The 24862-nt window shown below is 59.4% G+C and carries 15 protein-coding genes; 3 read left to right on the top strand and 12 right to left on the bottom strand.

The window, feature by feature from the left end; translation table 11 throughout:
• The first annotated feature begins 139 nt into the window (after positions 1 to 139).
• From F1563_RS03920 to F1563_RS03895, 3 genes are all read left to right on the top strand, one after another.
• On the top strand, positions 140 to 1477 hold the full coding sequence (locus tag F1563_RS03920; protein WP_007433628.1) for a glycoside hydrolase family 84 protein: 1338 nt from the start codon (positions 140 to 142) through the stop codon (positions 1475 to 1477).
• Positions 1478 to 1674: 197 nt separating this feature from the next.
• Entirely contained in the window at positions 1675 to 2943 is a 1269-nt protein-coding gene (locus tag F1563_RS03910; RefSeq protein ID WP_149302556.1) for a discoidin domain-containing protein, read from the top strand.
• A 1057-nt stretch (positions 2944 to 4000) separates the two neighbouring features.
• On the top strand, positions 4001 to 4141 hold the full coding sequence (locus F1563_RS03895; protein ID WP_227432024.1) for a hypothetical protein: 141 nt from the start codon (positions 4001 to 4003) through the stop codon (positions 4139 to 4141).
• Positions 4142 to 4327: 186 nt separating this feature from the next.
• Here the strand turns inward: F1563_RS03895 and F1563_RS03890 are convergent, their stop codons facing one another.
• From F1563_RS03890 to sucB, 12 genes are all read right to left on the bottom strand, one after another.
• On the bottom strand, positions 4328 to 5401 hold the full coding sequence (locus F1563_RS03890) for a glycosyltransferase 87 family protein (RefSeq protein WP_172623595.1): 1074 nt from the start codon (positions 5399 to 5401) through the stop codon (positions 4328 to 4330).
• 104 nt (positions 5402 to 5505) lie between these two features.
• A complete protein-coding gene (locus F1563_RS03885; RefSeq protein WP_002527735.1) occupies positions 5506 to 7311 on the bottom strand; it encodes an ABC-F family ATP-binding cassette domain-containing protein in 1806 nt (601 codons plus the stop codon).
• Between the two features lie 7 nt (positions 7312 to 7318).
• Positions 7319 to 8089, bottom strand: coding sequence for a DUF4191 domain-containing protein (locus F1563_RS03880; protein WP_007433629.1), 771 nt, complete (start codon positions 8087 to 8089; stop codon positions 7319 to 7321).
• Between the two features lie 220 nt (positions 8090 to 8309).
• The gene (locus tag F1563_RS03875; protein WP_002527733.1) at positions 8310 to 9827 is read right to left on the bottom strand and encodes an exo-alpha-sialidase; all 1518 of its coding nucleotides are present in this window, start codon (positions 9825 to 9827) and stop codon (positions 8310 to 8312) included.
• Positions 9828 to 10075: 248 nt separating this feature from the next.
• Entirely contained in the window at positions 10076 to 12391 is a 2316-nt protein-coding gene (locus tag F1563_RS03870; protein WP_002527732.1) for a sialidase family protein, read from the bottom strand.
• Between the two features lie 72 nt (positions 12392 to 12463).
• On the bottom strand, positions 12464 to 13996 hold the full coding sequence (locus tag F1563_RS03865; RefSeq protein WP_002527731.1) for an MFS transporter: 1533 nt from the start codon (positions 13994 to 13996) through the stop codon (positions 12464 to 12466).
• 926 nt (positions 13997 to 14922) lie between these two features.
• Complete coding sequence (locus F1563_RS03845; protein WP_002527729.1) at positions 14923 to 15726, bottom strand: CAMP factor family pore-forming toxin; 804 nt, start codon at positions 15724 to 15726, stop codon at positions 14923 to 14925.
• A gap of 1349 nt (positions 15727 to 17075) precedes the next feature.
• A complete protein-coding gene (gene lipA / locus F1563_RS03830) occupies positions 17076 to 18116 on the bottom strand; it encodes a lipoyl synthase (RefSeq protein WP_149302554.1) in 1041 nt (346 codons plus the stop codon).
• Positions 18117 to 18126: 10 nt separating this feature from the next.
• Complete coding sequence (locus F1563_RS03825; protein WP_002546520.1) at positions 18127 to 20370, bottom strand: heavy metal translocating P-type ATPase; 2244 nt, start codon at positions 20368 to 20370, stop codon at positions 18127 to 18129.
• Positions 20367 to 22304, bottom strand: a complete 1938-nt coding sequence (locus F1563_RS03820) for a cytochrome c oxidase assembly protein (RefSeq protein WP_007433635.1) — start codon at positions 22302 to 22304, stop codon at positions 20367 to 20369. The genes F1563_RS03825 and F1563_RS03820 overlap by 4 nt, the downstream gene beginning before the upstream one ends.
• Before the next feature lie 55 nt (positions 22305 to 22359).
• Positions 22360 to 23178 (bottom strand): lipoyl(octanoyl) transferase LipB, encoded by an 819-nt coding sequence (lipB, locus tag F1563_RS03815; RefSeq protein ID WP_002546521.1) that lies wholly within the window; start codon positions 23176 to 23178, stop codon positions 22360 to 22362.
• Between the two features lie 180 nt (positions 23179 to 23358).
• Positions 23359 to 24846 carry a 2-oxoglutarate dehydrogenase, E2 component, dihydrolipoamide succinyltransferase gene (gene sucB / locus F1563_RS03810; RefSeq protein ID WP_268869496.1) on the bottom strand — a complete coding sequence of 496 codons (1488 nt, stop codon included), beginning with the start codon at positions 24844 to 24846 and terminating at the stop codon, positions 23359 to 23361.
• Positions 24847 to 24862 lie beyond the last annotated feature (16 nt).

The raw sequence follows: 24862 nt of genomic DNA, 5'->3' as shown, positions 1-24862 counted from the left end.
GATCAACCAAGGTGCCAGCGGCGGCGCCATTACCTTCTGAAAGGGATTACCCATGGTGAGATCAGCACTCTGCGTTGTCGGCCGGCCCAGACTCGCTCGGAAGGTCGCGGCTTGCCTTACCGCCTTGATGGTGGGATCCGTGGCTGTGGTGACTAGTCCTCCGGCTCGAGCTGCTAATGATGCCCAACCGGCGGCCTCGACCCTGCCCTCCATCCTGCCCAACCCACAGGAAATGGCCTCGACTGGTGCCAACATGTCGTTGTCGGGGAAAGTCACGGTGGTTGCGGGAGCCGACGCAGACGCCAAGGCCGTCAAACAGGCAGTGACTGTTCTGCGCAGCCTGCCAGGAGCACAGGTGAGCGTGTCCCAGACCCCGGATGCATCTGGTGACCAGGTCTGGGTCGGCACGGCTGACACGACGCCGGGTATCGATGGGCTCGTTGCTTCCCTCGGGGGCAGCAAGGCCGACACTTTGCCGGCCGATGGCTACGTCATCGCCTCCGGGCACCGTTCCGGCCATGACGTCGTCGCCCTTCAGGGCAAGGACGCTCGGGGCACCTTCTACGCTGTGCAAACCTTGCGCCAGCTCGTGCGTCATGGCAAGGTGGCTTCGGTAACGGTGCGTGACTGGCCGCTCATGTCGATCCGCGGTGGTATCGAGGGCTTCTACGGCATTCCATGGTCACACCAGGCGAGGTTGGACCAGTTCGCTTTCTATGGCCGCCACAAGATGAACACCTATATCTACACGCCGAAGGACGATCTGCTGCTGCGTGCCAAGTGGCGCGCCCTTTACAGCGGCGAAGACCTTGTGCGCATGAAGGAGCTCGTCAAGGGAGCCAACGATAACCACGTCGACTTCACCTTCGCACTGTCGCCGGGCAACGACATCTGCTACTCCTCGGATGATGACTTCAAGGCCACAACTGACAAGTTCGACCAGCTCCGCTCCTTGGGCGTGAGATCCTTCTACATCGCTTTGGACGACATCGAGCTCAAGTTCCACTGCGACGCCGATCGCCAGAAATATCCCAACAAAGGGGACGGAAAGTGGATCGCCGACGCCCAGGCTGATTACCTCAACCGACTTGAGACCGAGTACGTCAGGAAGAATGGTCTGCCCCCGCTCCAGACAGTTCCCACGAATTACAACGGTTCGTGGGAGGACCCCTACAAGGTGGAGCTCGGTACTCGTCTGGACAAGGACATTCGCGTCCAGTGGACCGGTGAAGGAGTGTTCTCGCCGTCCATTACCGAATCCTCTGTGGCGCGTGCGGCACAGTCTTACCGCACCAAGCACCTGTACATCTGGGACAACTTCCCGGTCAATGACGGGCGGCGCAGCCAGCTTTTCCTCAATCCGCTCGTTAATCGCGATCCCAACCTGTACAAGCATATCGACGGCATCACCTCGAACCCTATGATCGAGCCTTATGCCTCGATGCCTGCCCTGGCCAACTACGGCGACTACACGTAGATAAGGCCACCCGCGCCGCGCTGCGCGTTTTCGCCGATCTTAACCAGAGTTGGCCCTACCGTTCCCCCGACACCCACGCCCCGGCCCTGGCTGCCGCGGTCGCCGCCTTTTGGGCCGCTCGTAAGACGGGTACTGCTGACGATTCTCTCGAAGCCCGCCTGGCTGCGATCGTCAGGCTGCCCAAGGCGCTGGCGGGCATGGACCAGCAAGGTTTCCTGCAAGACGCCAGACCTTGGGTCACCGCAGCCTCACAGTGGGCGCGTGCCAGCCAACACTTCGTGGCGATGCTTGACGCCATCGACGTTGGTGATGGGCTCAAAGCGACGAATGAGTACCTCGCGGCGCAGAGACAGATTGATCTGGCCAAGTGCCCTACCGTCGACGATCAGGGCAGCGACGGCATCCCACACAAGAACGTCATCGTTCCCTCGGTAGGAGACGGCATCTTCGAGGCTTTTGCCAGGAAAGCCACCGCACAGTTCGCCGCGTTCCTTGGGGTCCGTCCGACTGCAATGAAGGCCTACGCCAGCACTGCATCCTCGTCCATGGGACAGTGGCAGGGCAATTCCCCGAGCCAGATGGTCGATGGAAAACTGTCGACTCCCTTTTGGAGCAACGTCCCACCGGAGAAGGGCAGTTACGCCCAAGTCGACTTGGGATCGGTCAAGTCCGTTGGTCAGGTTGCCGTTCATCAGGCTGACGATGACACGGCGAGTGGTGATACATTCTATCACGCCGCCCTGGAGTACTCGACGGATGGATCGACGTGGACAATCGCCGGGATCTTCGACTCGGCCCCGCTTATCAAGCACGCCTTCGAGACGCCGGTTAAAGCACGCTATGTTCGAGTCCGGGCCACTGACGCCAACCCAGGTGCTCAATGGGTCAAGATTCGTGAGTTCGAGGTGACCCCGCCTGTCAGCGTGTACTCGACCAATATCAAGGCTGCCAAGGGGTCGAGCGCGGCTCTGGCCTTTGATGGAGACGTCTCGACGGCCTTCCATGCTGCAGCCTCCGCCAAGGCTGGCGATTTCGTGAGCTTCGTGCCCGCCAAGGGAGTCACCCCGCGTCAGGTCATCGTCGTTGGGACCGCCTGCGGCAAGGTCCAGGTGCGCTCGGGTCGAGCGTGGAGAACCATTGGGACGATCAGTGACGACGCGCCTTTCCACGCCTTCGCGGTGCCGGCAGGTACGAGCGTTAAGGAAGTGCGTCTCATGCTGGTCGCTGGCTCACCGGCTCCGGTCATTCGCGAGATGACGGTGGTCGATCGAGAGTTAAGGCCCACTCCGACACCAGCCACGGTTACGCCCATTGTGACTCCAACACCGGCTACGACGATCAAGCCGACGGTGACGCCGTCCTCGTCTGTGACGACCACGACGGTTTCTGAAGCGAACATAGGGGATGGATGGGGGCGCCTTCGCCATTCCACGCTCGGTCCGAGGCTGCCGAACACAGGGGCCTGACAGGTTCGGACAACTCGTGAGTGTCCCGCTGGTCGCTCATGTCGACAGGGCGGGAGCCGCGAAGCGTCGTTGGCAGCGGACCGTACTGGGGACGTGCCATATTTCGCGGCGGCCTCAACCCCGGGCAGACGCTCCTCGGCCTGACCGACCAGATGTACCAGTGCGTTGCTGGGAGTCGGAGAAGGCCTTAGCCATCTGCGTGTGCAGCTCATCCAAGGCGCTCTGTGCGTGGTTCATCTGCCCCCTCAATGCGGGTGATGTCCCGGTATGCACAACGCGTTTGGAAAGTGTTGGGTAGGGGCAGCATGCCATCCGCGCTGGTGCCATCGTGGTCCTGTACTGCTTGGTTGCGTAAAATTGCCTGACGCTTACGCCTGGGGTATCACGCTTGGCATCGTCATCAAGCGGGTTACGAGGCATGGACCCAGAATTGCCGATGCCATTAAGGCCGCGTGGTAATCAGTTGCTGCATCCGTGACCGAGCCAAATTTCTGATCGTGGCGGACGGGTAAGGTCGAGGGTCTCCATGAGAGGTACCTTTCATGAGTCCGACCTACCAGTTCGTGAGGCATCCGGAGGATGTTAGGGATTCCGTCAGGTCTACTCCTATCCCGCTGACCTGTACCATCTTTGTTCGTGTCCTGGCCCAGACCACGCAAGTCGTGTTGTTAGACGAACTGACCTCGACGCTCGACCTACGCCACCAGGAAGTCATCATGGCGCGTGCCCTTCGGCTCGCCAGACAGGGGCCGCTGGTCCTTATTGTTCTGCATGATCTGTCGTTCGCAGCTCGTTACAATGATCGAATCACCGTGTTCCACCATGGACGTCACCATGTAGAGGGGCCGTCGCATGATGTTCTCACCACGTGGCGTTAACAGACAGTGGCCTTCGCTGAGCCCCTGGTTGCGGCAGCGACTCGCATCGGTATCCACAACGCACGAGTACGACTTCACGTGCGGCCCCTCTTACGCAAGAGTTGCACGATGTTGCGAACTGGATGGTACCGCTGGTCATCCACGAGGGAGGGCATGATTGGTCATGGTGGCAACAGACCATGTTGGACGACATCTCCGGAATCCTGCACGGCAAGGCTTGTGGCGACTTGGACTGGTATCCCACACATTCCCCGGCCTCCGCTGCTGCCAGCCATTGCTTCTCAATATCGCTCATCTTCTCTTCGGGTATGGGGGCCTGAGTCCGGAGGCTAGCCAAGGCGAGGTCGTCACACGCCTGTGGCGTCGACGGGGCGAGGTCCGATCGTCAGGATTCGGGGTGGTGTAGGACAGCGTCCGTGGGGTGATTTCCACGCGTTCGGTGTCATGGGTATGTCCTTGGCTCGTGATGGAGACATCGTGGATTCCATCCGCTCGCCCTCTTCTGTCTATGTGCGTGGGGCTGACACGCCCAACTCACATCTACGACAATTCCGCGCCAAGATGATGAGGCAGCTGATTCCCGCTAACTCGTAGGTGTCCGTGAGAATCTTCTGCCACCATGTTGCAGTGAGTTCTCGGTTACGACCGGCAGGAAACCACCAGACCATCCATGTCAGTGTGGCGAGAGCCCAGATGAGGGCTAGTATCTGCCGGCGACGACGACAGTCGGCTAGGCCGGCGATGATGGCAAAGGACCCCCATACCCAGTGGTGGGACCATGACACGGGACTTACCAGGCATCCGCATAGCCCGGCGCAAAGCAGAGACCACACCTGGTCGGCGTCCCCTTCTTGCCACAGCCGCCGCGATGCGACCGCAGCGAGGACGCAGCACAGCGCGACCAGAATTAGCCACACGAGGGTGAGATTGCCGCGTCCTAGCCGCAGCAACATGCCCGAAAGCGATTGATTGCCTGCCCAGGTGAGCCCACCCAGACGGTTAGGCGTAACCATGTAGTGGGTCCAGTACTCCCAGGATGCTGTAGGCATTACCGCGAACCCGATGGCGATTGTGGCTAGACCAGCCGCGGCTGCTCGAAGTGCGGCTTTGAATTGACCAGTGACGAGGTACCAGAGGGCGAAGATGCCCGGGGTGAGCTTGAACCCGGTGGCCACTCCGACCCCCACCCCGCGCCACTTCGGGGGCACAAGGAAGACGTCAACAATGACGAGAAGGGCTAGCTGGAGGTTGACCTGCCCGTAGACAAGGGTTTTCCCGATGGGCTCGCTGAAGTTTAAAACTCCGACGAGAACGGCGGTCAGGAATGGATGAGGTTCGCGTCCGCAACGCCGCCAGAACAGATCAATCATGATGACGAGGGCGATCGCACTGACGGCATAGTGGAGGATCGTTGCTGTGAGGGAGGGGAGTAGGGCCAATGGGGTGAGGGCAACCGCTGCGAAGGGTGGGTAGGTGAACCCTAAACCACTCACCGATGACGCGGTGTACAACGTGCTCGGGTCCTCCAACATGGCGCGTACACAGTCACGGTAGATCTTCAGATCGATTGGGCGCGGCATAATCAACGTCCACGACACCGTCGTCATGATGACGGCGAGTGTCGGCCAGAAGAGAGACGAAATCTCTTGCTTCCCGGAGACGGCCGGGCTAGCGCTTTGAAGGGTCACTGATCCTCCACAATGTCGGCGGCCTCGAGCCATTGCTCTTCGAGGTGAGCCATCCGCTCCTCGAGTTCATCGGCCTTCGTCTGGAAATCTACCAGCGCCTGGTAGTCGTCGGCCTTCGCGGCCATCTCCTTGTGCAGGCGGGCCAGCTCGTCGCGGACCTTTCCCATCTGACGATCGAGCCTGTCCATGCTCTTGTGGGCTTGACGCAACTTGGCGGCACTCTTCTTCAGCTCGGTGGCCTGTGAGGTGATGCCTACCCGGCTTGACTTCGACGGGCCGGTTTCCCGGTTACGACGATGCTCGAGGTACTGGGAAATTCCCCCGGGTAGGAGAGCCACTGTGCCATCTCCCATGAGAGCCCAAACGACGTCGCAGACCCGTTCCAGGAACCAGCGATCGTGGGAGACGACAATGAGGGTGCCCGGCCAAGAGTCGAGGTAGTCCTCAAGCAAGCGCAAGCTGTCGATGTCGAGGTCATTAGTCGGCTCATCGAGGAGGAGCACATTGGGTTCGTCCATGAGGAGGCGCAGCAGCTGAAGACGACGCCGTTCGCCCCCCGAAAGGTCGCCTATGCGGGTGACGAGTTTCTGCCCGGTGAATCCGAATCCTTCTAGGAGGTCAGTGGCGGAGGCGTCGTGACCGGTGGCCAGTTTCGTCCTTGCCTTGACGTCATTGACGGATTCTAAGACCGTCATCGTCGAATCGAGGTCATCAACTTCTTGACGTAGGTGAGCCAGGCGCAGAGTCTTGCCTCGTTTGACCCGGCCTGAGTCAGGCTTGCGAGAACCGTCACAAAGGTTAAGCAGGGTGGACTTGCCAGCTCCGTTGACGCCAACCAGACCGATCCGGTCGCCCGGGCCGATCGACCATGTCACCTTGTCAAGCAGGGTGCGTTCGCCGAGCTCGTTGGAAGAGACGGTGACGGTGACATCGTTGAGGTCCAGTACATCTTTGCCTAACCGGGCCACGGAAAAGCGTGCTAACTCAAGCTTGTCGCGGGGCTCGGGCACGTTCGCGATGAGGGCATTGGCGGCTTCGACTCGGTAACGCGGTTTGGAGCTACGGGCAGGGGCTCCTCGACGCAACCACGCTAATTCTTTACGCGCAAGATTCTGACGCTTGGCCTCGTTACTGGCAGCGATGCGGGTTCGTTCTAGCCGGGCCAGGGTGTATGCCGAGTAACCGCCTTGATAAGCCTCGACGGTGGTGTCGTGGACCTCCCAGATATCGGTGCAGATCTCGTCGAGGAACCAACGGTCGTGTGAGACGACGAGCATTGCCACGCCGCGCTCCTGGAGGTGGCGCAGGTGTTTTGCCAGCCATGCCACTGCCTCGACGTCGAGGTGGTTGGTGGGCTCGTCAAGGACAAGCAGGTTATGATGTCCAAGCATGATCGAAACCAGCGCAGCCCGTCGTCGTTCCCCGCCGGAAAGGTCCGTCATAGGGCGGTCAAGGTCAATGTCGGAAAGCATGTCCTCGACGATTGGACGAGCCTTGCGGTCAGCTGCCCAAACGTGATCGGGCTGGCCAGCGACGATGAGGTCGCGGACAGTCTGATCGTTACGGGTCTCAGCTTGATCGAGCACCCCTATGGAAATTCCGTTAGTGCGCGTCACAGTCCCGGAGTCGGGCTCTAAGGCACCGGTGAGGAGGGCTAAGAGGGTAGACTTGCCGTCTCCATTGCGCCCCACAACGCCGATGACATCCCCAGTAGATAACCCCAGAGACACCTCTGAGAGGACCGCTCGGGTACCCCAGGATTTTGAGATGCGATCGGCGTTGACGATATTTGTGCCGGCCAACGGGGGTTCAGCGTCCTCGCATGGCGGCGCGGGCGCCCTTCATTGAACTCGGCATCGGTCCCTTCGGCAGCGGCACCTTGGGGCGCATGGCGTCAAGGGCCTTGAGACGATTGACGACTTCGTCGACCTGGCTGGTGTTGAGAGCCTTGGGAAGCTTCTTGATGTACTTGTCAAGCTCTTCCAGCGGTACCTGCCCCTTGTCGTTGCCCATGATGATCGACGTCACCGGGGTGCCGTAGGCGACCTGCTCGTGGCGCTTAGTCTCGGTGGCTAGCAGGTTACGTAGACCGTTACCGTGCCCCTCTCCAATGAGGACGATTCCGCCCGGACCGACAGCGCGGTGAACGACATCCTGCTGACGGGTAAAGGCGATCGCAGGGGTAGAAGTCCACTTCTTCTTGTCGAGTAGAGACAGGGCAACCTCGGCTGATCCGGTTTGGCCCTTGAATCGGGCATACATGGAACGTTTAGCGCGCCACTGGAAGACCCACATAGCGGCAGCAGCACCAGCAAAAATGCCAACGATGAGCCACGCCCACCACAGGTCGGTAAGAATAAGACCGAGGACGGTGAACACCACGACGCCTGCCACAAAAGAACCAATGACCCACCAGAGGAGCTGTGGGTCAACCTGGCGGGTCAGTTTGAACGTCTCGGCAAGCTGTTTTCCGGTGCCCCAGTCTTTGGGGTTGTCGGAGTGCTTGCGGCGTTCCTTCTCGGCCTTGGCCTGGGCCTTCTGCTTCGCGGCGAGTTCCTTGGCTGCCTGGCTCTTGGGCATGGTGCGCGGCTCCTCCGGGTCGGCGGGCATGTGCGGGGTAGATTGCCGGGGCGCAGACTGCCCCGTGACCAGTGGATTCTATCGTGTCGGACCCATTCCCGTCGCTCCCCGGAAGCGAGAGACACAGAATGTGGCAAAACTTCGGTCACGTCTCGAAAATTGGGATGTAACCGTCTATGGTGGTGGAGATTGGCCGGCGCTGGTGCCCGCCAGTGTGGTGTCATGGCTTCAGTTCCCGGAGATATATGCGTTGAAGCCCGTCTGCCCATGAATCCGTAGCTGACGATTCGAAGAGCAGGAGAACACGGCCGTTGGACAACTGGGCGATCGAGGAATAAGCAAAGAGGGTCTGTGGACTCGTGATGTCGGTGTGACTCACCCATTCAAGTTCGGAGCGTGGCCCGGATGCCGCCGAGGATCGATGGACAACTGCTACATGGGCGACGCCATGTCGACGCCTGCGATCATTTGCTGAAACGACCATGAGAGCCGGGAGTTGTTCTCCGGTCGTAGGTGATGCGATGGTTTGTTTCAACATGAGCGCAGAGACCTGACATGCGACGCCCTGGTCGTCGTCGCCGAACGCGGAGGTCAGCGTGCTCCAGGAATGGCCGCCATCCAGGCTCTCGGCGGTCAGTACCTTTCCGCCGGAAGAGGCGGAATGTCGGTTGAAGCTGCGCAACACGCCGGGTAGAACCTCGGTGATCGCGCTTTCGTGGAGATCGATAGTGGCTGGCATCGGGAGTCCTTGTTGCCAAGTTACCCCACCATCGTCAGTGTAGACAGTAGTGCACGAAATGCCGGCAGGCAGCATCATGTAGGTCGGAACGACGATGCGCCCGGCGTGTTCCCCTGCGCGGACCTGAATGGACCGACCTGGTGCGATGAGCGTATATCGAGAATCTACGGGTCTGAACTGTCGTGTCACCAGTTTTCCCATGTTCCATGTCTGACCATCGTCATATGAGTAGATCTCCACGATGTGATTAGTGTTGAAGACTTGAAGGATTGAATCCTTGTAGAAGACGCGCATCGGAGCGATGCGAGCTGAACCGTACTGGAACACGTACAGAGGAATTCCCGCCTCGAAGAGATTGAAATCGTCGTCCAAGGAATATCTTGATCGCCGTCCGAGAGCGAGATTCGAGTCATCGACTCCAGCGGTGGTGTATGGACGAGGTGTACCGATCAATTCATAAATCCGAATGCGGCCGCACTGGTCGCGGGGGCCATCGAGGTCAGCTACGAGATCGAATTGTGAGCGATCGAAATTCAGATTGATATTTCCCCTCAACCCGTCGGCGTCCCCTGTGGCGTTGTGTGTCGAGAGCAGGAGCATGTCCCGTCCGGCAACGGTGGCGAAACCATCTCCCAGGGGGAACTTTCGAGGGCGTCCACCGCTGACGGAGCCGTCCGGGGCGACGTTGAGGTGTTCGAACACGCCGCCGTTCCAGGCCCAGAGGTCGATGACAATCATCAGCCGATTTCGAACTGAGTCCTCGATGATGGCGCCGTCGATGACGGAGGATGATGTGGGGGAATACCCATACTTTTCCGAATAATCTCGCATCTCCAACGGCTTGATCAGTGACGGGGGTTCCCATCCGTTGGAGATCGAGTAACGGGATGCGTTGGGTTTTCTGCGAATCAGGGCATCGATATTGTCTGCGGAGTCGCCAGTTGTTGCGCGATTTGCATCGCAGCCCGCGACCAATGTGTCATTGGCAGTGGCCACCATGAAAGGAACGCGGAAAAAGTGTGATGGTGAATTTTCTCTGTTGAACACTTCGAGTCCGTCAGCCTCCTGTGTAGCGAGTGCAGGAGAATGCGTAGAGAGCTGGCCTGCCATGCCCCAGAGCAAGGCTGCCCCGCCAGAGATCAATGCGGATCGGCGTGAAATCCTTTGGTACATGCTGAACCCCTATCCGTCAAGTCTTCCACATCATTAATACATTGAATCGGTGATACCTGTTGCCGCTGTGTGGATTACCCCAATGTGCTGCGCGAATTGGTGAGCCATGACAGCGGAACTTCGGTCAGGAACAGGCCTTGCCACTCCCGTTCCCACAGGACGAGCAGAGTCCGTTCGTCTCGCTGGGCCATGCACTGATACACGTGATGACGAGGATTGAGCACGCGGTTGTGTGGCCAGGTCATGCCTCCGTCGAAACTCTGGCGCAACACACCACAACCGCGGAACGGGAGCATCATCGATGCATTGGCGAAGACCACCGATTCAGTTCCGAACTCATCTCGGACGGAGATGGCATTGGGCTGGGAGAAAATTTCGGTCAGCTGCTCGACGAACGTCACTTCGCCCCATGTCTCGCCGCCGTCGACGCTAGCTGCGTGCGCCACTCGTCCGGAAGGGTGCTGGTTTCGCATGAAGGAGTGCACGACACCATCAGGGGTCTCCACTAACGCTGACTCATGGGTCGATCCGCGGTCATCCTCGAGATTTCGAGAGCTGACGGTCTTTCCGAACAGTTCGCGATCGTCGTTCGGTGACTTGCTGAGATTCCATGTCTGACCACCGTCATCGCTGTACACCGCAGCACATGAAAAGGTCTTCCCCTCCTCGTGATTGTAGTAGACCGGCGCCAGGAGTCGGCCTTGGTGCATCCCGTGTTCCAGCTGGATTCCGTTGCCCGGTGAGGTGCCGAGGAACCGCATCCAAGGCTGTTTGAGGGCCGGGTTCAGATTGATGGGCCGTGACCACGTCCTTCCATCGTCATCGCTGTAGATGAGGATGAGGTTGCTAGTCCGCAGGGTCAGCAGGGACTCGTGGGGGTCCACTCCCGTGGCCAGATGGATGTTGCCGGCGGAGATACCAGCTTCAAAGATATTTCCGGCTTCGTCAACGGTGTAGTCTGTGGGTTCCCCCGACTCGGTTGTAATAATGCCTTCTGCATTGATGACGTAGGCGGTCGCGTCACGGTCGAACAGAAGCTGCCGACCTTGGTCATCGAAGCCCGACCCGGGTTTTGCGTTGGGTTGTCCCACGCCACCTGGGAACTGATCGATCAAACAGAACACGCGTCCCGAGTTGTGGTCCTGGAACAGAACCGAGTCGATGACCGATGCCCCGAGGGCTCCCTCGCCGGGATACTCGAGGACTATTTCGGCCTCGTCCCACAGGCGGCCGTCTTCGCTGCGACGGATGACGAAATTGATGTCGTTGGGGCTGTCGTTGGCAATGCTCACACGTTGGTCTGCACCTGCGATAAAACTTCCGGAATCGAGTCTGATCAGCGATGGGATCCGATAGCTCTTCGAGTCCAGATACCCTGTGTCAAAGAGGGCTTGGGTCCGTAGAGGAGCTACGTTGGCGAGGCGTTTGACCTGGGCGTCGGTTAGCGCGCTGCTGAAGATGGATGCTGTCTGCGCTTCGCCGAACAGCCGTGCCCCTTCGAGGTCCTTTCCGACGGTCACCCGCTCTACGTTGCCGAGATCGGCAAAGAAAGCCTCACCTGGTTCGTGGGCCACGAGGAAACCATCAACGTAGAGCTCAATAGCGCCACGGCCACTGACGGCTACCAGATCATGCCAGTTTCCGTCATCCCATCTGCCCGGGGCGCGTACGTGGGCAATCGGTTCATCGTCCACCTCGACGTGTAAGAGCAGGTCGCCATCGACGATTTCGAAACAAAGCCGACCAGCGCTCCCTCTGGCTGCGAGCACGGTTCCGCCCTGGCCTTTGCCACGGAGGCGAGTTCGTGCTCGAAGCGTGCCATGGCGGAGTTCTCCGGTACGACGTGCGTCTCGAGCTGACAGCTCAGAACCAGCGAACTCGATGAAGGGTATTGGCGCCGGTGCCTTGGCTGCCATAGATTGCAAGGACAAGGCCGAGTTCCACATTCTGAAACGTCGTACGTCGAGAACACCCGATGGGTTGATGACGATGTTGGTTGCCCCCAGGTCTCGGCACCATGCTCGCAACGTGGCGGAGAATGCTTCGTAGCCGTCTGCAAACAGATGCGTGCCAGTTTCGTCAGAGGTCAACCCGACGGAGTGAATAGTGCCATCTGACATACCCAGTGCATCTTCGGCGTCGAGGCTTCGAGACTCTCCGCCCAGATCGATACGGCCGAGAAGACGGTCTGCCTCCACGTCGACTGTTATTCGCCCGTTCTTCCCGACAAGTTCGAACAGGCGTCCAGAAGAGGTTGCGGAGAATTCGAGGAGAAGTGAACCGTCCGTGTCGTCGATTCGATGCACGTCCACACCCTTCCGAGCTGGCAGCAAGGCGCTTCCAGCGAGATCAATCGCCAATTGCTCGGTATATGTATTGGTAGCATCCATGGTTGACGTCTCTTCGTGGCTTTCTTACTTCATTCTGCTTGGAGATTATGAATGTGTGTTCTGGCCGTCGATTCAGCACCCGCCGGACGCGAACTCGCTCGAAAGGTCCTCGCTGTTGATATACCGGTCGTCCCCGTCCTCGGGACGGACGACCTTCGGATTGATGAGGGCTTGGAGCTTGCGTGGAAGATTAAGCCCGACGCCAAGGACGACTATCAGGCCGAAGCCTACGGACAACACCCCCAGCGCCGATCCCAGGCCGTAGCCCTTGGCCAGTGAGGCGCGCATGACCGGTCCGATTGCGCCGCCGAGAGCTCCGACGTTGTAGATGAACCCCACTCCCGCAGCTCGCTGCTCGACAGGGAAGTAGCTCGACACCCAGCGAGGGGCCAGTCCTGAAATGCCTTGGCCGAACAACTGGTTGAAAAACAGCAGAAGCCCGATGAGCCACGCTGACTTGATTCCCGCAAAGAACAGGGGGAACACGATGACTTGTGCGATGAGAATGCTCGTGAAGTACCACTTGCGCATTCCTATCAAGTCTCCCATGAAGCCTGCGACGAAGTAACCGATCATGTTGCCGAATTGTGCGACCGTCAACATATTTGCGACGGTGGACGCTGCATACCCGGCACCCTTGAGGTACGTCGGTAAGAGTCCAAGGATGGGCCATCCGTACATGAAGGCAGAGAGAATGACGATCATGATTCCGATGCCGATGACCCAGCGTCGAGGATCGAATTGCACGATGAGACACACGAAGATGGCACCACAGGTTGCGGCCACGGCGAAGACACCCCAGAAGGTGAGAATGTTGAGAGCGAAGATGGCCAGTAGGCCTGCCATCGTCGCGATGACGAGCGTGATATTCAGGGACATGCGCCTTCCGCTGAACAGCACCTGGAACGCGTCACGCGATTCAGACGATTCTCTCCGGTTGCGTGACTTCGCCGTTTCCCAGTCGCTAGCTTCGGGGAGGCGACGTCGCATGTACAGTGCCACTGCGATGGGTACGACCCCGGTGATGAACAGGGCCCGCCAGCCCCATCCGGTATGCCAACTGTTGGCCCATGGGACTAAGTATTTGTCTACCTGAACGGCCAAAATGGCACCTATCGCATAGCCGGATAACAGAAACGATGATGCCTTGCCGCGGATTCGGGGGTGCCACGATTCGATGACATATGTTGCCGATGACCCATATTCTCCGGCCATGGCGAAACCGACGACCATACGCATGACGAACAGGAACATGAAGTTCGGCGAGAATCCCATGAGGAGCGAGCCGATTGCGAACAGCACGGTCGCGATGATCATGGCCGGCTTGCGTCCGAACCTGTCGCCAACACCACCCAGGATCAGTCCGCCCAACCACCGGGTGATGAAGGCAGCTGACACCAGCGCGGCGCTTTGCACTAAGGTAAGATCGAAGGTTGCCTTGATCTCTGGAAGCGCCAGGGTGATGAGCACGAAGTCGTAGCCGTCAAGGGTGACGCCGATGAGGGCGGCAATGAACAGCTTCCACTTGGTGGCGTCCAAGTACTGCCACCATGGCCTCTTGTCACCCATTTCTTTGATGGTGATGATGTCATCCGAGCTGGCCATGAGCCCCCCAATCGTCGTTGATCCGGGAAGTACGTTAGACGTCCAACGTCTTGAAGATAGGTGGTCGCCGATATGTTGGCAAGCCGATGTTCCCGGTCGCTCACGCAAAATGATCGGTGGCGGTGATCCGTGATCGTCGACGCGATTTCTGTGGGTCGGGTTTGGCGACCCAGTTGGACTGTGTTGAATACATGGGTTGCAGGAGCTTACGGTGCCGCGTACGTACGTCCTTGACATGATGATCTCGTGGTTGGCGGATCTGTATCGTCCGCGCTGTGCAAGTGGGCATGTCGATTAGTACGCTGAGCGACCTGGCGCAAGGTGCTGAGCGTGCCTACGGCGGTGGTAGCCGATTATGCTGTGATCTTGCGTGAGGTGGTAGCTGTTTGGACAATGGCGCCGTTCAAGTGGGTCTCGACATGGTGCTGAACGTCGTTGTGATCCCGGGTATCGAGGCGCATCCCCACGGTCGTCGTCCCCTATGGGATGGTTTCGGGGCGGGCTCGCTCGGAGTAGTTTTTGCCGAAGGGCTGTGACGATGACATCGGTGTTGGGTATTCATGTCAAAGTCAGTGGGTTTACGGTCGAGGTTGGCACGCTGTAGGCGGAACCCCATCGCGTGGTGGCCGGTATCCCCGTCTACGCGGCCAACTATGTGGCGAATTCGCGCGCCTATCCGATTGAGCTCTCCCTCTGAATGGACATTGTCGAAGCTGTGCGGCGAGCTCACCGGAAACGTCCGGTGAGTTGTCCCAAGGGGTGAGGGTGGTAGCAGCAGTGCCCACCGCCTTGGAGAGAAGACATATGTTGCTGCAGGCGGCTCGTGTAAAGACAATCATCTTCTGCACAGCACAGAACGGTGCCTTGCCCGTACGCAGGCGGGCAAGGCACCGAGTGTTGATGTCAATTAGTGAGTGCGTTCTGACTCAGGCAGCCTTCTTGACATCGGGGGAATGAAGTGCTGTCTGATAGGCCGCAAGAAGCTCGGTGCGTGCAGCCTGGATGTTCCCTACGGTCGCCCTTGGGTCCAGTCGAACGCCGACGGCCTTGGTGATGGCACGATTGAGCGTCTTGTACACTGCGGCGCTCTTGTGGCCAAGGATGTACTGGTGACGGTCGGCGCGCACCTGCCAGATTGTTTTACTGAAGTTGGCGCGCACGTACACAGTGGCAACGTCATTCGGGGTGAGGTCGGGGTACTGCGAGACCTTCGCCAGGCGAGCCTTGAGGGCGGCGCCCTCGGCGTCGAGCTCCTTGACGGTGGACGCTGGGTTGGCGGTCAGCAGGACGGCCTTGGTGACTTCGAGACCGAGTTCGACGTGGGCGGGGCGAACCTTGTTCTGGAGAGTGGTCGTAGCAGTGTGAATGGTGTCAATAGTGGTGGCGACCAGCTTGATCCTTGGCATGATCGTCGACGGGTCGTAGAACGGGATTCCTCCATGGGCGAGGGCCTCGATGAGGCCACGCAGGTTGAAGGCGGCCTTGAGAAGATCGCGGATCTGATCAGAGTAGTCAGAACCGGGGGCGGATTTCTGTACCGACTGAAGGGTCGTAATACGTGCGTTCAGAAGCTGAATGCTATTGCGAGCATCGCTGGCTGAGAGGTCGTGGGTGCTGGTCGCCGAGATGGTCGCCGTCGGCTCGACGGCGTGGGCGCTGGGAGCAGAAAGCGCCGCTGGCATGAGCATCGCGCCGACAAGGAGGGGAGTTACAAGATGGGTCTTCTTCATGGAGGTTCTCCGTTCTATTGGTTACGGATGCCCCGGTCGAGGCAGCCGAAGTATATCGGATATTTGGGTGGGGGTCAGTGTGGCGAACGACGTGTACGCCGCCAACATTTGTTGGAGCTGCGATTAAGGAGTACGCCGTTCCGGCAGGGGAGCCTCGTGTGGTGATGGCGACGACGGTGCGTCGACCCGTCCAGGCTTATTGCAGACGTGACCAGATGGCATGCCCAATACATCAAAGACGACGTCAATGCGCGGGCGGTTCGAGATCTTCCGTCTCGTAATCTTGGGGGTAAAGAACTGGTGAAGGTGCCTTGCCGAGAATCTGCCCTGAGGTGCCCACGATATGGACGGGTGTATCCTAGTGTGGAGCATTTGGTCTTCGGGCCTAATCTCCTCGCAATCGGGCGTCGGGTGCGTGCTCAGGTTAACCCCATTATCACGCGTGTGCATGGCACCGGATTGGTCAAGTTGAGTCAATGAAGCGCTCCAATGGCCATCGCTGATTGAGCCAATGCGTTTGATTGATATTGGTTGGAATTTCGGTACATATTTTCAGTGTGAAGCATAAAACCGGGTCTGCTGGTGATCATGCTGCTCGTGATGGGGAGTCGTTCGACCAAGGCGTTTGCTGCGGGGTGTCTCCAATTCTTGACAGGGTGCGTATGAAAGCAATGAGATATGTGGCCGTTTTCGTTTCAAAGGTGGATAAGACGCATCATTCACATGGTCCCCTGACGCCATCGATGTCCGCGGATGGTGGGAGTTGGAGTCCGTCAAGGAGCGGAAGGCCAGAGTCCGCGTCTGGTTGTGGGCAAGGAGAGGGAATGATTGGGTCGAGGTCGGGGTATTAAGATGTGCATGCCTTCCAAGGTGGTGAGCGTGGGGCAGTTGCGTCAGTAAATTGCCATAGATAAACCGCATGCTCAGGCGGAGTCCGGGCAGCAACCGATGTTCATCGTGGCAGACACCGTCGCGATGATGAGGTTGCTTCCTTCGGCCCAGGTGGATGTCGAGTGGTTTGTCCCAGTTCACTCCATTCTAGACTTTGATGGTTGGGCTTTTGCTGATCCTGGCCTACGGGATGTCGTGGCAATAGAGTTGTCGACTCGAAGCGGACGATGGATTTCTCCACGATTGATGGCATGCGGGATGTCACCACTGATCTGCCTGGAGCTACGCCGAGCTGGTTAGGTCCTTTCACGGCTGAGGCGCTAGGACATGACGTCGAGAGGATAGGTACCGCACCCGTCGTGCCGGAACCATTCTGCGATGGCCCATTCCCGACGACCTTGAAGCGTTGGGTTGGCTATTTGATGTTGTAGCTCTGATGCAGGGATGGTCGCCTCACCTCATCCGAGCCGTTCGACTCGCGTCCCGGCTTTTGGAGGCCGCCCCGTCTCTCCCTTGGCCGCGAACGGTGCAGGTTTCGCACCGTCGCGGTACCCGGTCACGATCGTCACCGGACGCTCGCCACGAGCATCCATGGCCTGCCGATAGAGCCGTCCAGCCCGATAGGAGGATCGCACAAGCGGTCCGCTCATTACACCGACGAATCCGATCTCGCGGGCCTCTTCGGCTAATTCGTCGAACTCCTGCGGGGCCACCCAGCGGTCGATGGGATGCAGGTAGGCGTTTGGGCGCAGGTACTGCGTGATCGTCAGCAGGTCGGTGTTGGCATCGTGTAGGGCCTGCATGGATTCCGAGATTTCCTCACGGGTTTCGCCCATGCCGAGGATGAGATTCGACTTGGTGATGAGACCGGCATCGTGTGCGGAGTTTAAGACGGCCAGGGAACGGTCGTAGCGGAATCCAGGCCGAATGCGCCTGAAGATGCGGGGGACCGTCTCAAGGTTGTGGCCGAAGACCTCCGGACGCGCCTCGAAGACGACGTCAAGGAGTTCCTGTTTGCCAGAGAAATCTTGGGCGAGCATCTCGACGCCGACGCTAGGGTTTACCTGGTGAATCTGGCGGATCGTCTCGGCACACAGCCAGGCTCCCTCGTCCTCGAGGTCGTCTCGGCACACCGAGGTGACGGTGGCGTAGCGCAGCCCCATCTGCTTGACGGACTCTGCGACGCGGCGCGGCTCGTCCCGATCGTAACTCTCTGGCCGGGCTGACTCGATTTGGCAAAAGTCACATCGGCGGGTGCAGTGGTCGCCCCCGATGAGGAAGGTGGCCTCCCGGTCTTCCCAGCACTCGAAGATGTTAGGGCAGCCAGCTTCTTGACACACGGTGTGCAGGTCTCCGTCGATCATTCGGCGTCGCATGTCGCGGTATTCTGGGCCCATCGTGGCTCGTGTCCTAATCCAGCGGGGCTTGTCCTCGATGGGCGTTTGGGAATTCTTGACCTCGATTCGGAGGAGCTTCCTACCGTCTGCTTCGACACTCACGCGGGTCAGTTTAACTGCGTGTGCTGAAGTTACGAAGTCTCAGTGAATGGGTGACGACGAAGAGGCTCGAAAGGCTCATGGCAAGTCCGGATATCAGCGGGTTCAGTAGACCAGCGGCCGCGATCGGAATCGCGGCGATGTTGTAGATGAAAGCCCATGCGAGGTTGCCGCGGATGGTTCTCAAGGTGCGTTTCGATAACCCAATGGCGTCAGGGACGACCCCGAGGTGGTGGCGCACACAGATGATGTCGGCGCTGCGCATCGCGATATCAGTGCCGGTAACGAGCGCCATGCCAAGGTCGGCACTGGCCAGCGCAGCAGCATCGTTAATGCCGTCACCCACCATGGCTACAACGCGGCCTTCGGTGCGAAGTTTCTCAACGACCTCGGCTTTGTTGGTGGGCAGCACTTCGGCCAGCACTTCGTCGGTGCCAAGTTGTGTTCCGACGGCATTTGCGGCGGCTTTTGAATCGCCAGTTAGCAGAATAGTTCGTAGCCCTATGGCCTTGAGCTGGGCGATGACGTCCGGCGCTTCGGGTTTGACGGTGTCAGCGACGACAAGGGCCGCTGCGGCTTGGCCGTCGATCGCTACCAGGATGGTGGAACGGCCTATTCCGGCTGCCTCCACGACTACGTGGTTCAGCTCGTCGGGAACCTCGATATCTGCCTCAGTGAGAAAGACCGGGTTACCGACCAACACATGGTGTCCTTCAACCTCGCCACTGATGCCGCGCCCAGCCTCGGTGTGGGGGCTGGAACAGGCTGGAATGGTGCCCTTGACAGCAGCTACCACGGCCTTGGCCACTGGATGGGTGGAGTGTTGGTCTAGGGCGGCCGCATACCGGTGGGCGCGATCGACGTCGTGCCCGTTGGTCGGGAGCGTTGCGACGAGAGTCATTTCTCCGCTGGTGACAGTACCGGTCTTATCGAGGACCACAGTGTCGATGCGACCGGACGCAGCCAAGGCTTCAGGCCCTTTAATGAGGATGCCCAGCTGACCACCGCGCCCGACACCAACCATCAGGGCGGTCGGCGTTGCTAAGCCGATGGCGCACGGGCAGGCGATAACGAGTACCGAGAGAGCCGCCGACAGGCCATGTCGGGTTCCCGCCCCGGCGATCCACCAGCCGAAGAAGGTCAAGACGACGATGGCAAGAACCGCGGGCACAAAGATCTCGACGACCTTGTCCACTAAACGCTGGGCGTTAGCTTTGCGGGCTTGGGCCTCCTCGGCCAGCACCGCCATCTGGGCGAGCTGGCTGTGGTCACCGACTCCGGTGGCTCTAGCCACGATCCGCCCGGTGAGATTCATCGTTCCGCCGAGTACCATCGACCCGACGGTGATGCCGGTGGGCATCGGCTCGCCGGTCATCATCGACGTGTCAATACTGGAGGATCCCTCAACGACCTCGCCATCGGCGGCCAGGATCTCTCCGGCCAAAGTGACGAACAGATCGCCCGTGCGCAGCTGTTCGACGGGAATGATGGTTTCGACCCCGTCATGCAGTATCCGCGCATTCTTGGCTGCTAGCTGCCTTAAAGCTGTCAGCACAGACCTCGCCGACCTCTTGGCGCGAGCTTCAAAATAGCGTCCAGCTAGCAGAAAGCAGGTCACCCCGGCAGCGACGTGAAGGTAGAGGGTGTCAGCCCCTGCCGGGATGATGCCGTAGCCCAGCCAGTACCCCTTTCGATCCTGAGCGCCAATGAGGATGGAGATAAATGACCACCCGAAGGAGGACAACACACCTAGCGAAACCAAGGTGTCCATCGAGGTCACACCGTGGCGCAAGTTTGACCACGTGGCCTTGTGGAATGGCCACGCCGACCAGAAAACCACCGGTAGGGAGAGGACAACGAGTAGCCAGTCCCACGCAGGGAATCGTAATTGTGGTTCCAGGGCTAAGACCAGGCCGATGTCCATGAGGGGCAAAGTTAGTAGCACAGCTACGATGAGACGGTGCCTCAGCGTGGTAATGCGCCGCTCTGCCTCAGCTGCTAGATCGACGTTAGAGAGCAAGGCTGCGGTATAACCGGCATCCTTGACGGCGGCTATTGCATCTTCGACGCCCATACCCGTTACCGTCGCCTGCTCAGAGGCGAAATTGACGCTCACGTGCACTCCGTCGATACGGGACAGCCTTTTTTCGATCGTTGTGGCGCACGCTGCACAGGTCATCCCACCGATTTGCAATTGCACCGGCGGATGCAGGACGGTTTGCTCCTCATTTGAGGGATTCACCGTGGCCGTGCTCATGACTTATTCCTCGGGCCGCCCGGCTTGATCTCCTGACCAGCCATTAAGGCTAGCATGTCATTATAGGCGGCCAGGGACTCATCAAGGCTGGCGTCTTCAGAAGCGTCAACTCGCCGCTGGTCGCGACGGTCTGAGATGAACCACTGTACGCACAGCGCGATGAGGACTAGTGCCATCGGGATCTCGCCGGTGGCCCAGGTAATCTGGCCACCGAGGTTCTGGTCGTCATGCAGATTGGGAACCCACGGAATCGACAACGCCTCGTAAAAATTCTTGCCGATGATTTGATGGGCATTCATCGTGATGACGGCGAAGAACGAGTGGAAGGGCATAGCCGTAATGACGAATCCCAATCGGCCAATGTGGGGCAACGAGGCTGGTAGGTCATCTAAGCCAATGACGTACTCAAAGAGCATGAAACCGGCCATCAGGAAATGCAGCAGCATCCACTGGTGCCCCCAGTGGTAGCGCATGAGGTAGCCGAATATCGGGGTGAAATAGACGATGTAGAAGCTGGCAATAAAGATGATCCAGGCGGCGAAGGGGCCAAACAGGATCTTCGTGGGACGCCATTCCAGTGCCGCCATGAGACAGTCGTGGGGTCCGTTGAGACCGTCGTTGATCTGGTCTCCAGTGCGCAATACCGCTCTCAGGAGGGTCACTGGCGCTCCCAGCACCAGTAAAGCTGGAACCAACATGTTGAAGGTCATATGAATCAGCATGTGCCAGCTGAACTGCATTGAGGAGTATTCCCATAGTCCGGTGCTGGCCAGATACATCACCACGACCCAAGCCCCGATCCAAGAGCCGGTACGTGCCCCAGACCAGCTTTCGCCACGACGCTTAAGGGTCTTCACAGCGATGCAATAGCCTACGATCCCGAGGATCGATAGGGTCCAGAAACCAATGTTCGACCGACCAGTGGCTAGCAGGGTGGCGACCGTGGGGGCCTGTGGTAATTCATACCCGAGGTAATTGACAGCCGGGGTTTGACCAATGAGGTAGCGCGGCGGCACGAGTTGATTTGCTGCTCCCGTCACGACCAGCATGACGGTCACCATCATCACCCCAAGCCAGCTCAGCATCCTGCTACGTGGCAGCCAAGTGATGATGCCCCAGAACGCTGCGGCGACGAGCAAGACGATACGGGCGACGCCCCATCGATCAGAAACCCAGGAATGCTCAGCCTGACCTTGCCAGGTGACGACAATGCCCCCAGTCAGTGCTACGACAGCACCGATGCGTTGTAGCCAGACAAGGCGGTTGGTGAGGGCGAGGCGGGGGCCATCAAGGGTCTCGACCAGAACGCAAGCGGCGGCAATCGTCATGCCAACGGCGGCTAGAGCCCCGGCATCGGTGGCGAAATCGTGATTGAGACCGACCGAAATCGCCCCGGTGACGGGAACAGGCAATGCTGCGAGGACTGTAACCAAGCTCGCCATCACCAGACCGCCGAGATGGGTCGTCAGCAAAGCGAGAAGGCCGACCACCAACCCCAAGATTGCGACGACGAGCCAGGCCGCCACAGAGGGGGTAGAGGTGATGTACGTCGGGAGATCAAGAAAGACCTGCTCGAAGGTCAAACCGGCGGAATCAGCGGATTCCAGGGGGATCATCAGTAGGGCCAGTATGGCCCATATCTGTGCGGCCAGCCATGCTTGATGGCCGCGAGTATGGGTGGAATCAATGGCCGCTCGATGTGGCGAGCACAGGGTGACGCGAGTGAGCTCTGCTAGCGTCCACACCAGGGCTGCCCAAAATAGCGTTCCAACAACGGCATGCAGAACGCTGGTGAGGACGTCCGGATTCTCCCTGCCCAACAGGCGAGGTTCCAGGGGACGGAGCCGCCCAATTATCGCGGCGGCGACGGCCATGGCGACACCTGTAGCGGCTAATAGCGGCTTAGTGGTGCGGGCGTGACTGGGATGCGTCACCGACGTCTCCTTTAGAGTGGGGTAGGGCGAACTGTAGCCAAGGCAGCAGACAGGATCACGACATAGGATGCAAAAACGCTGGGTGCTCCCGACGTGGAATGTCTGGGCTCATTTCATAGGGCTGAAAAGACATCATCTCAGTGAGGATGGGCTCGAGGTTGCCAGCCACCTCTAGCATTGAGGGAACCTCGGCATCGGGCCCGTACAGACGCCTCAGTTCGTTCGCCATGCTGGTAACGTCAGCGTCAGAGATACCACACGGGATGATGTTGTCGAAACCAGCAGTGCTGGGGTCGATATTGAGGGCGAAACCGTGCATTGCAGTCTGGCGAGAGACGCGAATGCCGATCGCACACACTTTGCGCTCTGGGCCCATCCCATCGGAGGGAAACCAGACTCCGGTTCGTCCTGGGACGCGCCCGGCCCGTAATCCGTATTCAGCGACGAACCTGATAATGGCTTCCTCCACTCGGCGCACATAGTCGACAACGCCGATACCGCGCTGCAAGAAGACAATCGGGTATCCGACAAGCTGGCCAGGGCCATGCCAAGTGATTTCACCGCCACGATCCACCGGAACGACCGGAGTGCCGTCGAAAGGATAAGCCTCTTTACGGGTGCGTCGTCCGGCTGTGTAGACGGGATCATGTTCGACGTAAATGACCGTGTTGGGGCGCTGGTGGGTGGACACCTCAGCATGCACCTCGCGCTGATGGGCCCAGCACTCGTTGTATTCAGTGCGGGTGGGAGGGGTATCTGCAATCCCCAGGTATTCGAACCGTAGCCCGGCGGGATGGTCAACCCATCCGTGGGGTTTCACTCCATCGACTATTTGCGGGGTGTAGGGCTGAGGTGTGGGAGGGTCCTGCTGCATCACACCTTGCGATCATAGTGTTGATCTCGCAATGGGTGGCGTAACCGCCGAGTCGCCAAGCCCGAGCAATGTCCCCAAAGGACGAGTACAGGCAAATGAGGTGGTGGGATCGATCCCACCACCTCATTTGCCCTGAGTATTCAGTTCCTCGAGTTCACGTTCCTCATGGTTTCCAAAAGGTCAGAATTCCCCGGCGAAGTCACCCTCCTCCAGACGGGCCTTGATGCCCGACAGGAAGCGAGCCGCCACGGCTCCGTCGATGAGACGGTGATCGTAGGATAGGGAAAGGTACATCATGTCGCGGATGGCGATGGTGTCTTCACCAAACTCGTTGGTGACCACGACCGGGCGCTTGACTAGGGCACCGGTGCCGAGAATGGCAACCTCGGGCTGGTTGACGATCGGGGTGTCGAAGAGGGCACCAGCCGAGCCATAGTTAGTGATGGTGAAAGTGCCGCCGGACAGTTCGTCGGGGGTGACCTTGTTGTCGCGTGTGCGAGCAGCAAGATCGCCAATCTGATGGGCCAGCCCAGCGATATTGAGGTCACCGGCGTTCTTGATGACAGGAACCAGTAGCCCGCGCGGGGTGTCAACGGCAATCCCGATGTTCTCAGCAGAGCCGTAGGTGATCGTTCCGGCCTCGGTGTCGATATTGGCGTTGAAGCGTGGGTTCTGCTTGAGGGCTTCCACGACGGCCTTAGTAATGAAGGGAAGGTAGGACAGGCCAACTCCCTCCCGAGCCTTGAAAGCAGCTTTTTCCGCCTTGCGGATGCGGGAGATGGCGGTCATGTCCACCTCGACGGTGGCGGTCAGCTGAGCTGAAACTTGCAGGGACTCGACCATCCGCGAGGCGATGACCTTGCGGAGGCGGCTCATCTTCTCGGTGGTGCCGCGCAGAGCGGCAGCCTCCGGAGAGATTTCCTGGGAGGCTTTACGGGCCGAGCCAGCCGACTTCGGAGCAGACGGGGAAGGGGCTGCAGCCGGTGCCGGGGAAGCGACGGGAGTCTCATCGGACTTACCGGCCGCAGCTAGCACGTCCTGCTTGCGAATACGGCCGCCGACACCGGTACCGGTGATCGTCGACAGGTCGACGTTGTTCTCCCGAGCTAACTTGCGGACTAGCGGGGTGACGTAAACGTCGGACGATGGGTTGGTGGCGCGCGGGGCGACCTCATTGGTGCGGGCGGATGTGGGAGTCTCTGCGGGCTTCGGCACGGCTGGCGCCGGGGCCTCCTCGGCTGCGCTTTTCACCGGCTCAGGCTCGATATTCTCCGCGGGCTCGGCCGACGACTTGGCGGGCTCGAGAGCCGACTCCGCGGCGGAGGGGTCGCCGATGATGGCCAGGACGGCGCCGACTTCGGCGTCTTCGTCCTCGGGGACCTTGATCTCAAGCAGGGTGCCGGAGGCGGGGGAGGGGACTTCGGTATCGACCTTGTCGGTGGACACCTCGAGTAGGGGTTCGTCGGCCTCGACGGTGTCTCCGACAGCCTTGAGCCAGCGGGACACGGTGCCTTCGGTGACGGACTCACCCAATGCGGGAAGAGTGACTTCGGTCGACATGTGTTGGAGCTCCTTTGCAAGCCGCGACGGATTCGTGGCAAGCCTAGCTTGACTATGGCCAAATGTGCAGTTGGTCCCATTTTTGGGTTCAGAAAGTGTCGTCTGAATACGGCGAGGGGCAGGG

Source organism: Cutibacterium modestum (assembly GCF_008326345.1).
GTDB lineage: Bacteria > Actinomycetota > Actinomycetes > Propionibacteriales > Propionibacteriaceae > Cutibacterium > Cutibacterium modestum.
Note: the sequence above shows the minus strand (reverse complement) of the source record. Positions and strands in the feature narration are given on the sequence as shown.

Coding starts and splice junctions, on each gene's coding strand:
- F1563_RS03910 (WP_149302556.1), top strand. CDS start 1,675: ATGGACCAGCAAGGTTTCCTGCAAGACGCCAGACCTTGGGTCACCGCA.
- F1563_RS03895 (WP_227432024.1), top strand. CDS start 4,001: ATGTTGGACGACATCTCCGGAATCCTGCACGGCAAGGCTTGTGGCGAC.
- F1563_RS03890 (WP_172623595.1), bottom strand. CDS start 5,401: ATGCCGCGCCCAATCGATCTGAAGATCTACCGTGACTGTGTACGCGCC.
- F1563_RS03880 (WP_007433629.1), bottom strand. CDS start 8,089: ATGCCCAAGAGCCAGGCAGCCAAGGAACTCGCCGCGAAGCAGAAGGCC.
- F1563_RS03875 (WP_002527733.1), bottom strand. CDS start 9,827: ATGGTGGCCACTGCCAATGACACATTGGTCGCGGGCTGCGATGCAAAT.
- F1563_RS03870 (WP_002527732.1), bottom strand. CDS start 12,391: ATGGATGCTACCAATACATATACCGAGCAATTGGCGATTGATCTCGCT.
- F1563_RS03865 (WP_002527731.1), bottom strand. CDS start 13,996: ATGGCCAGCTCGGATGACATCATCACCATCAAAGAAATGGGTGACAAG.
- F1563_RS03845 (WP_002527729.1), bottom strand. CDS start 15,726: ATGAAGAAGACCCATCTTGTAACTCCCCTCCTTGTCGGCGCGATGCTC.
- F1563_RS03825 (WP_002546520.1), bottom strand. CDS start 20,370: ATGAGCACGGCCACGGTGAATCCCTCAAATGAGGAGCAAACCGTCCTG.
- lipB (WP_002546521.1), bottom strand. CDS start 23,178: ATGCAGCAGGACCCTCCCACACCTCAGCCCTACACCCCGCAAATAGTC.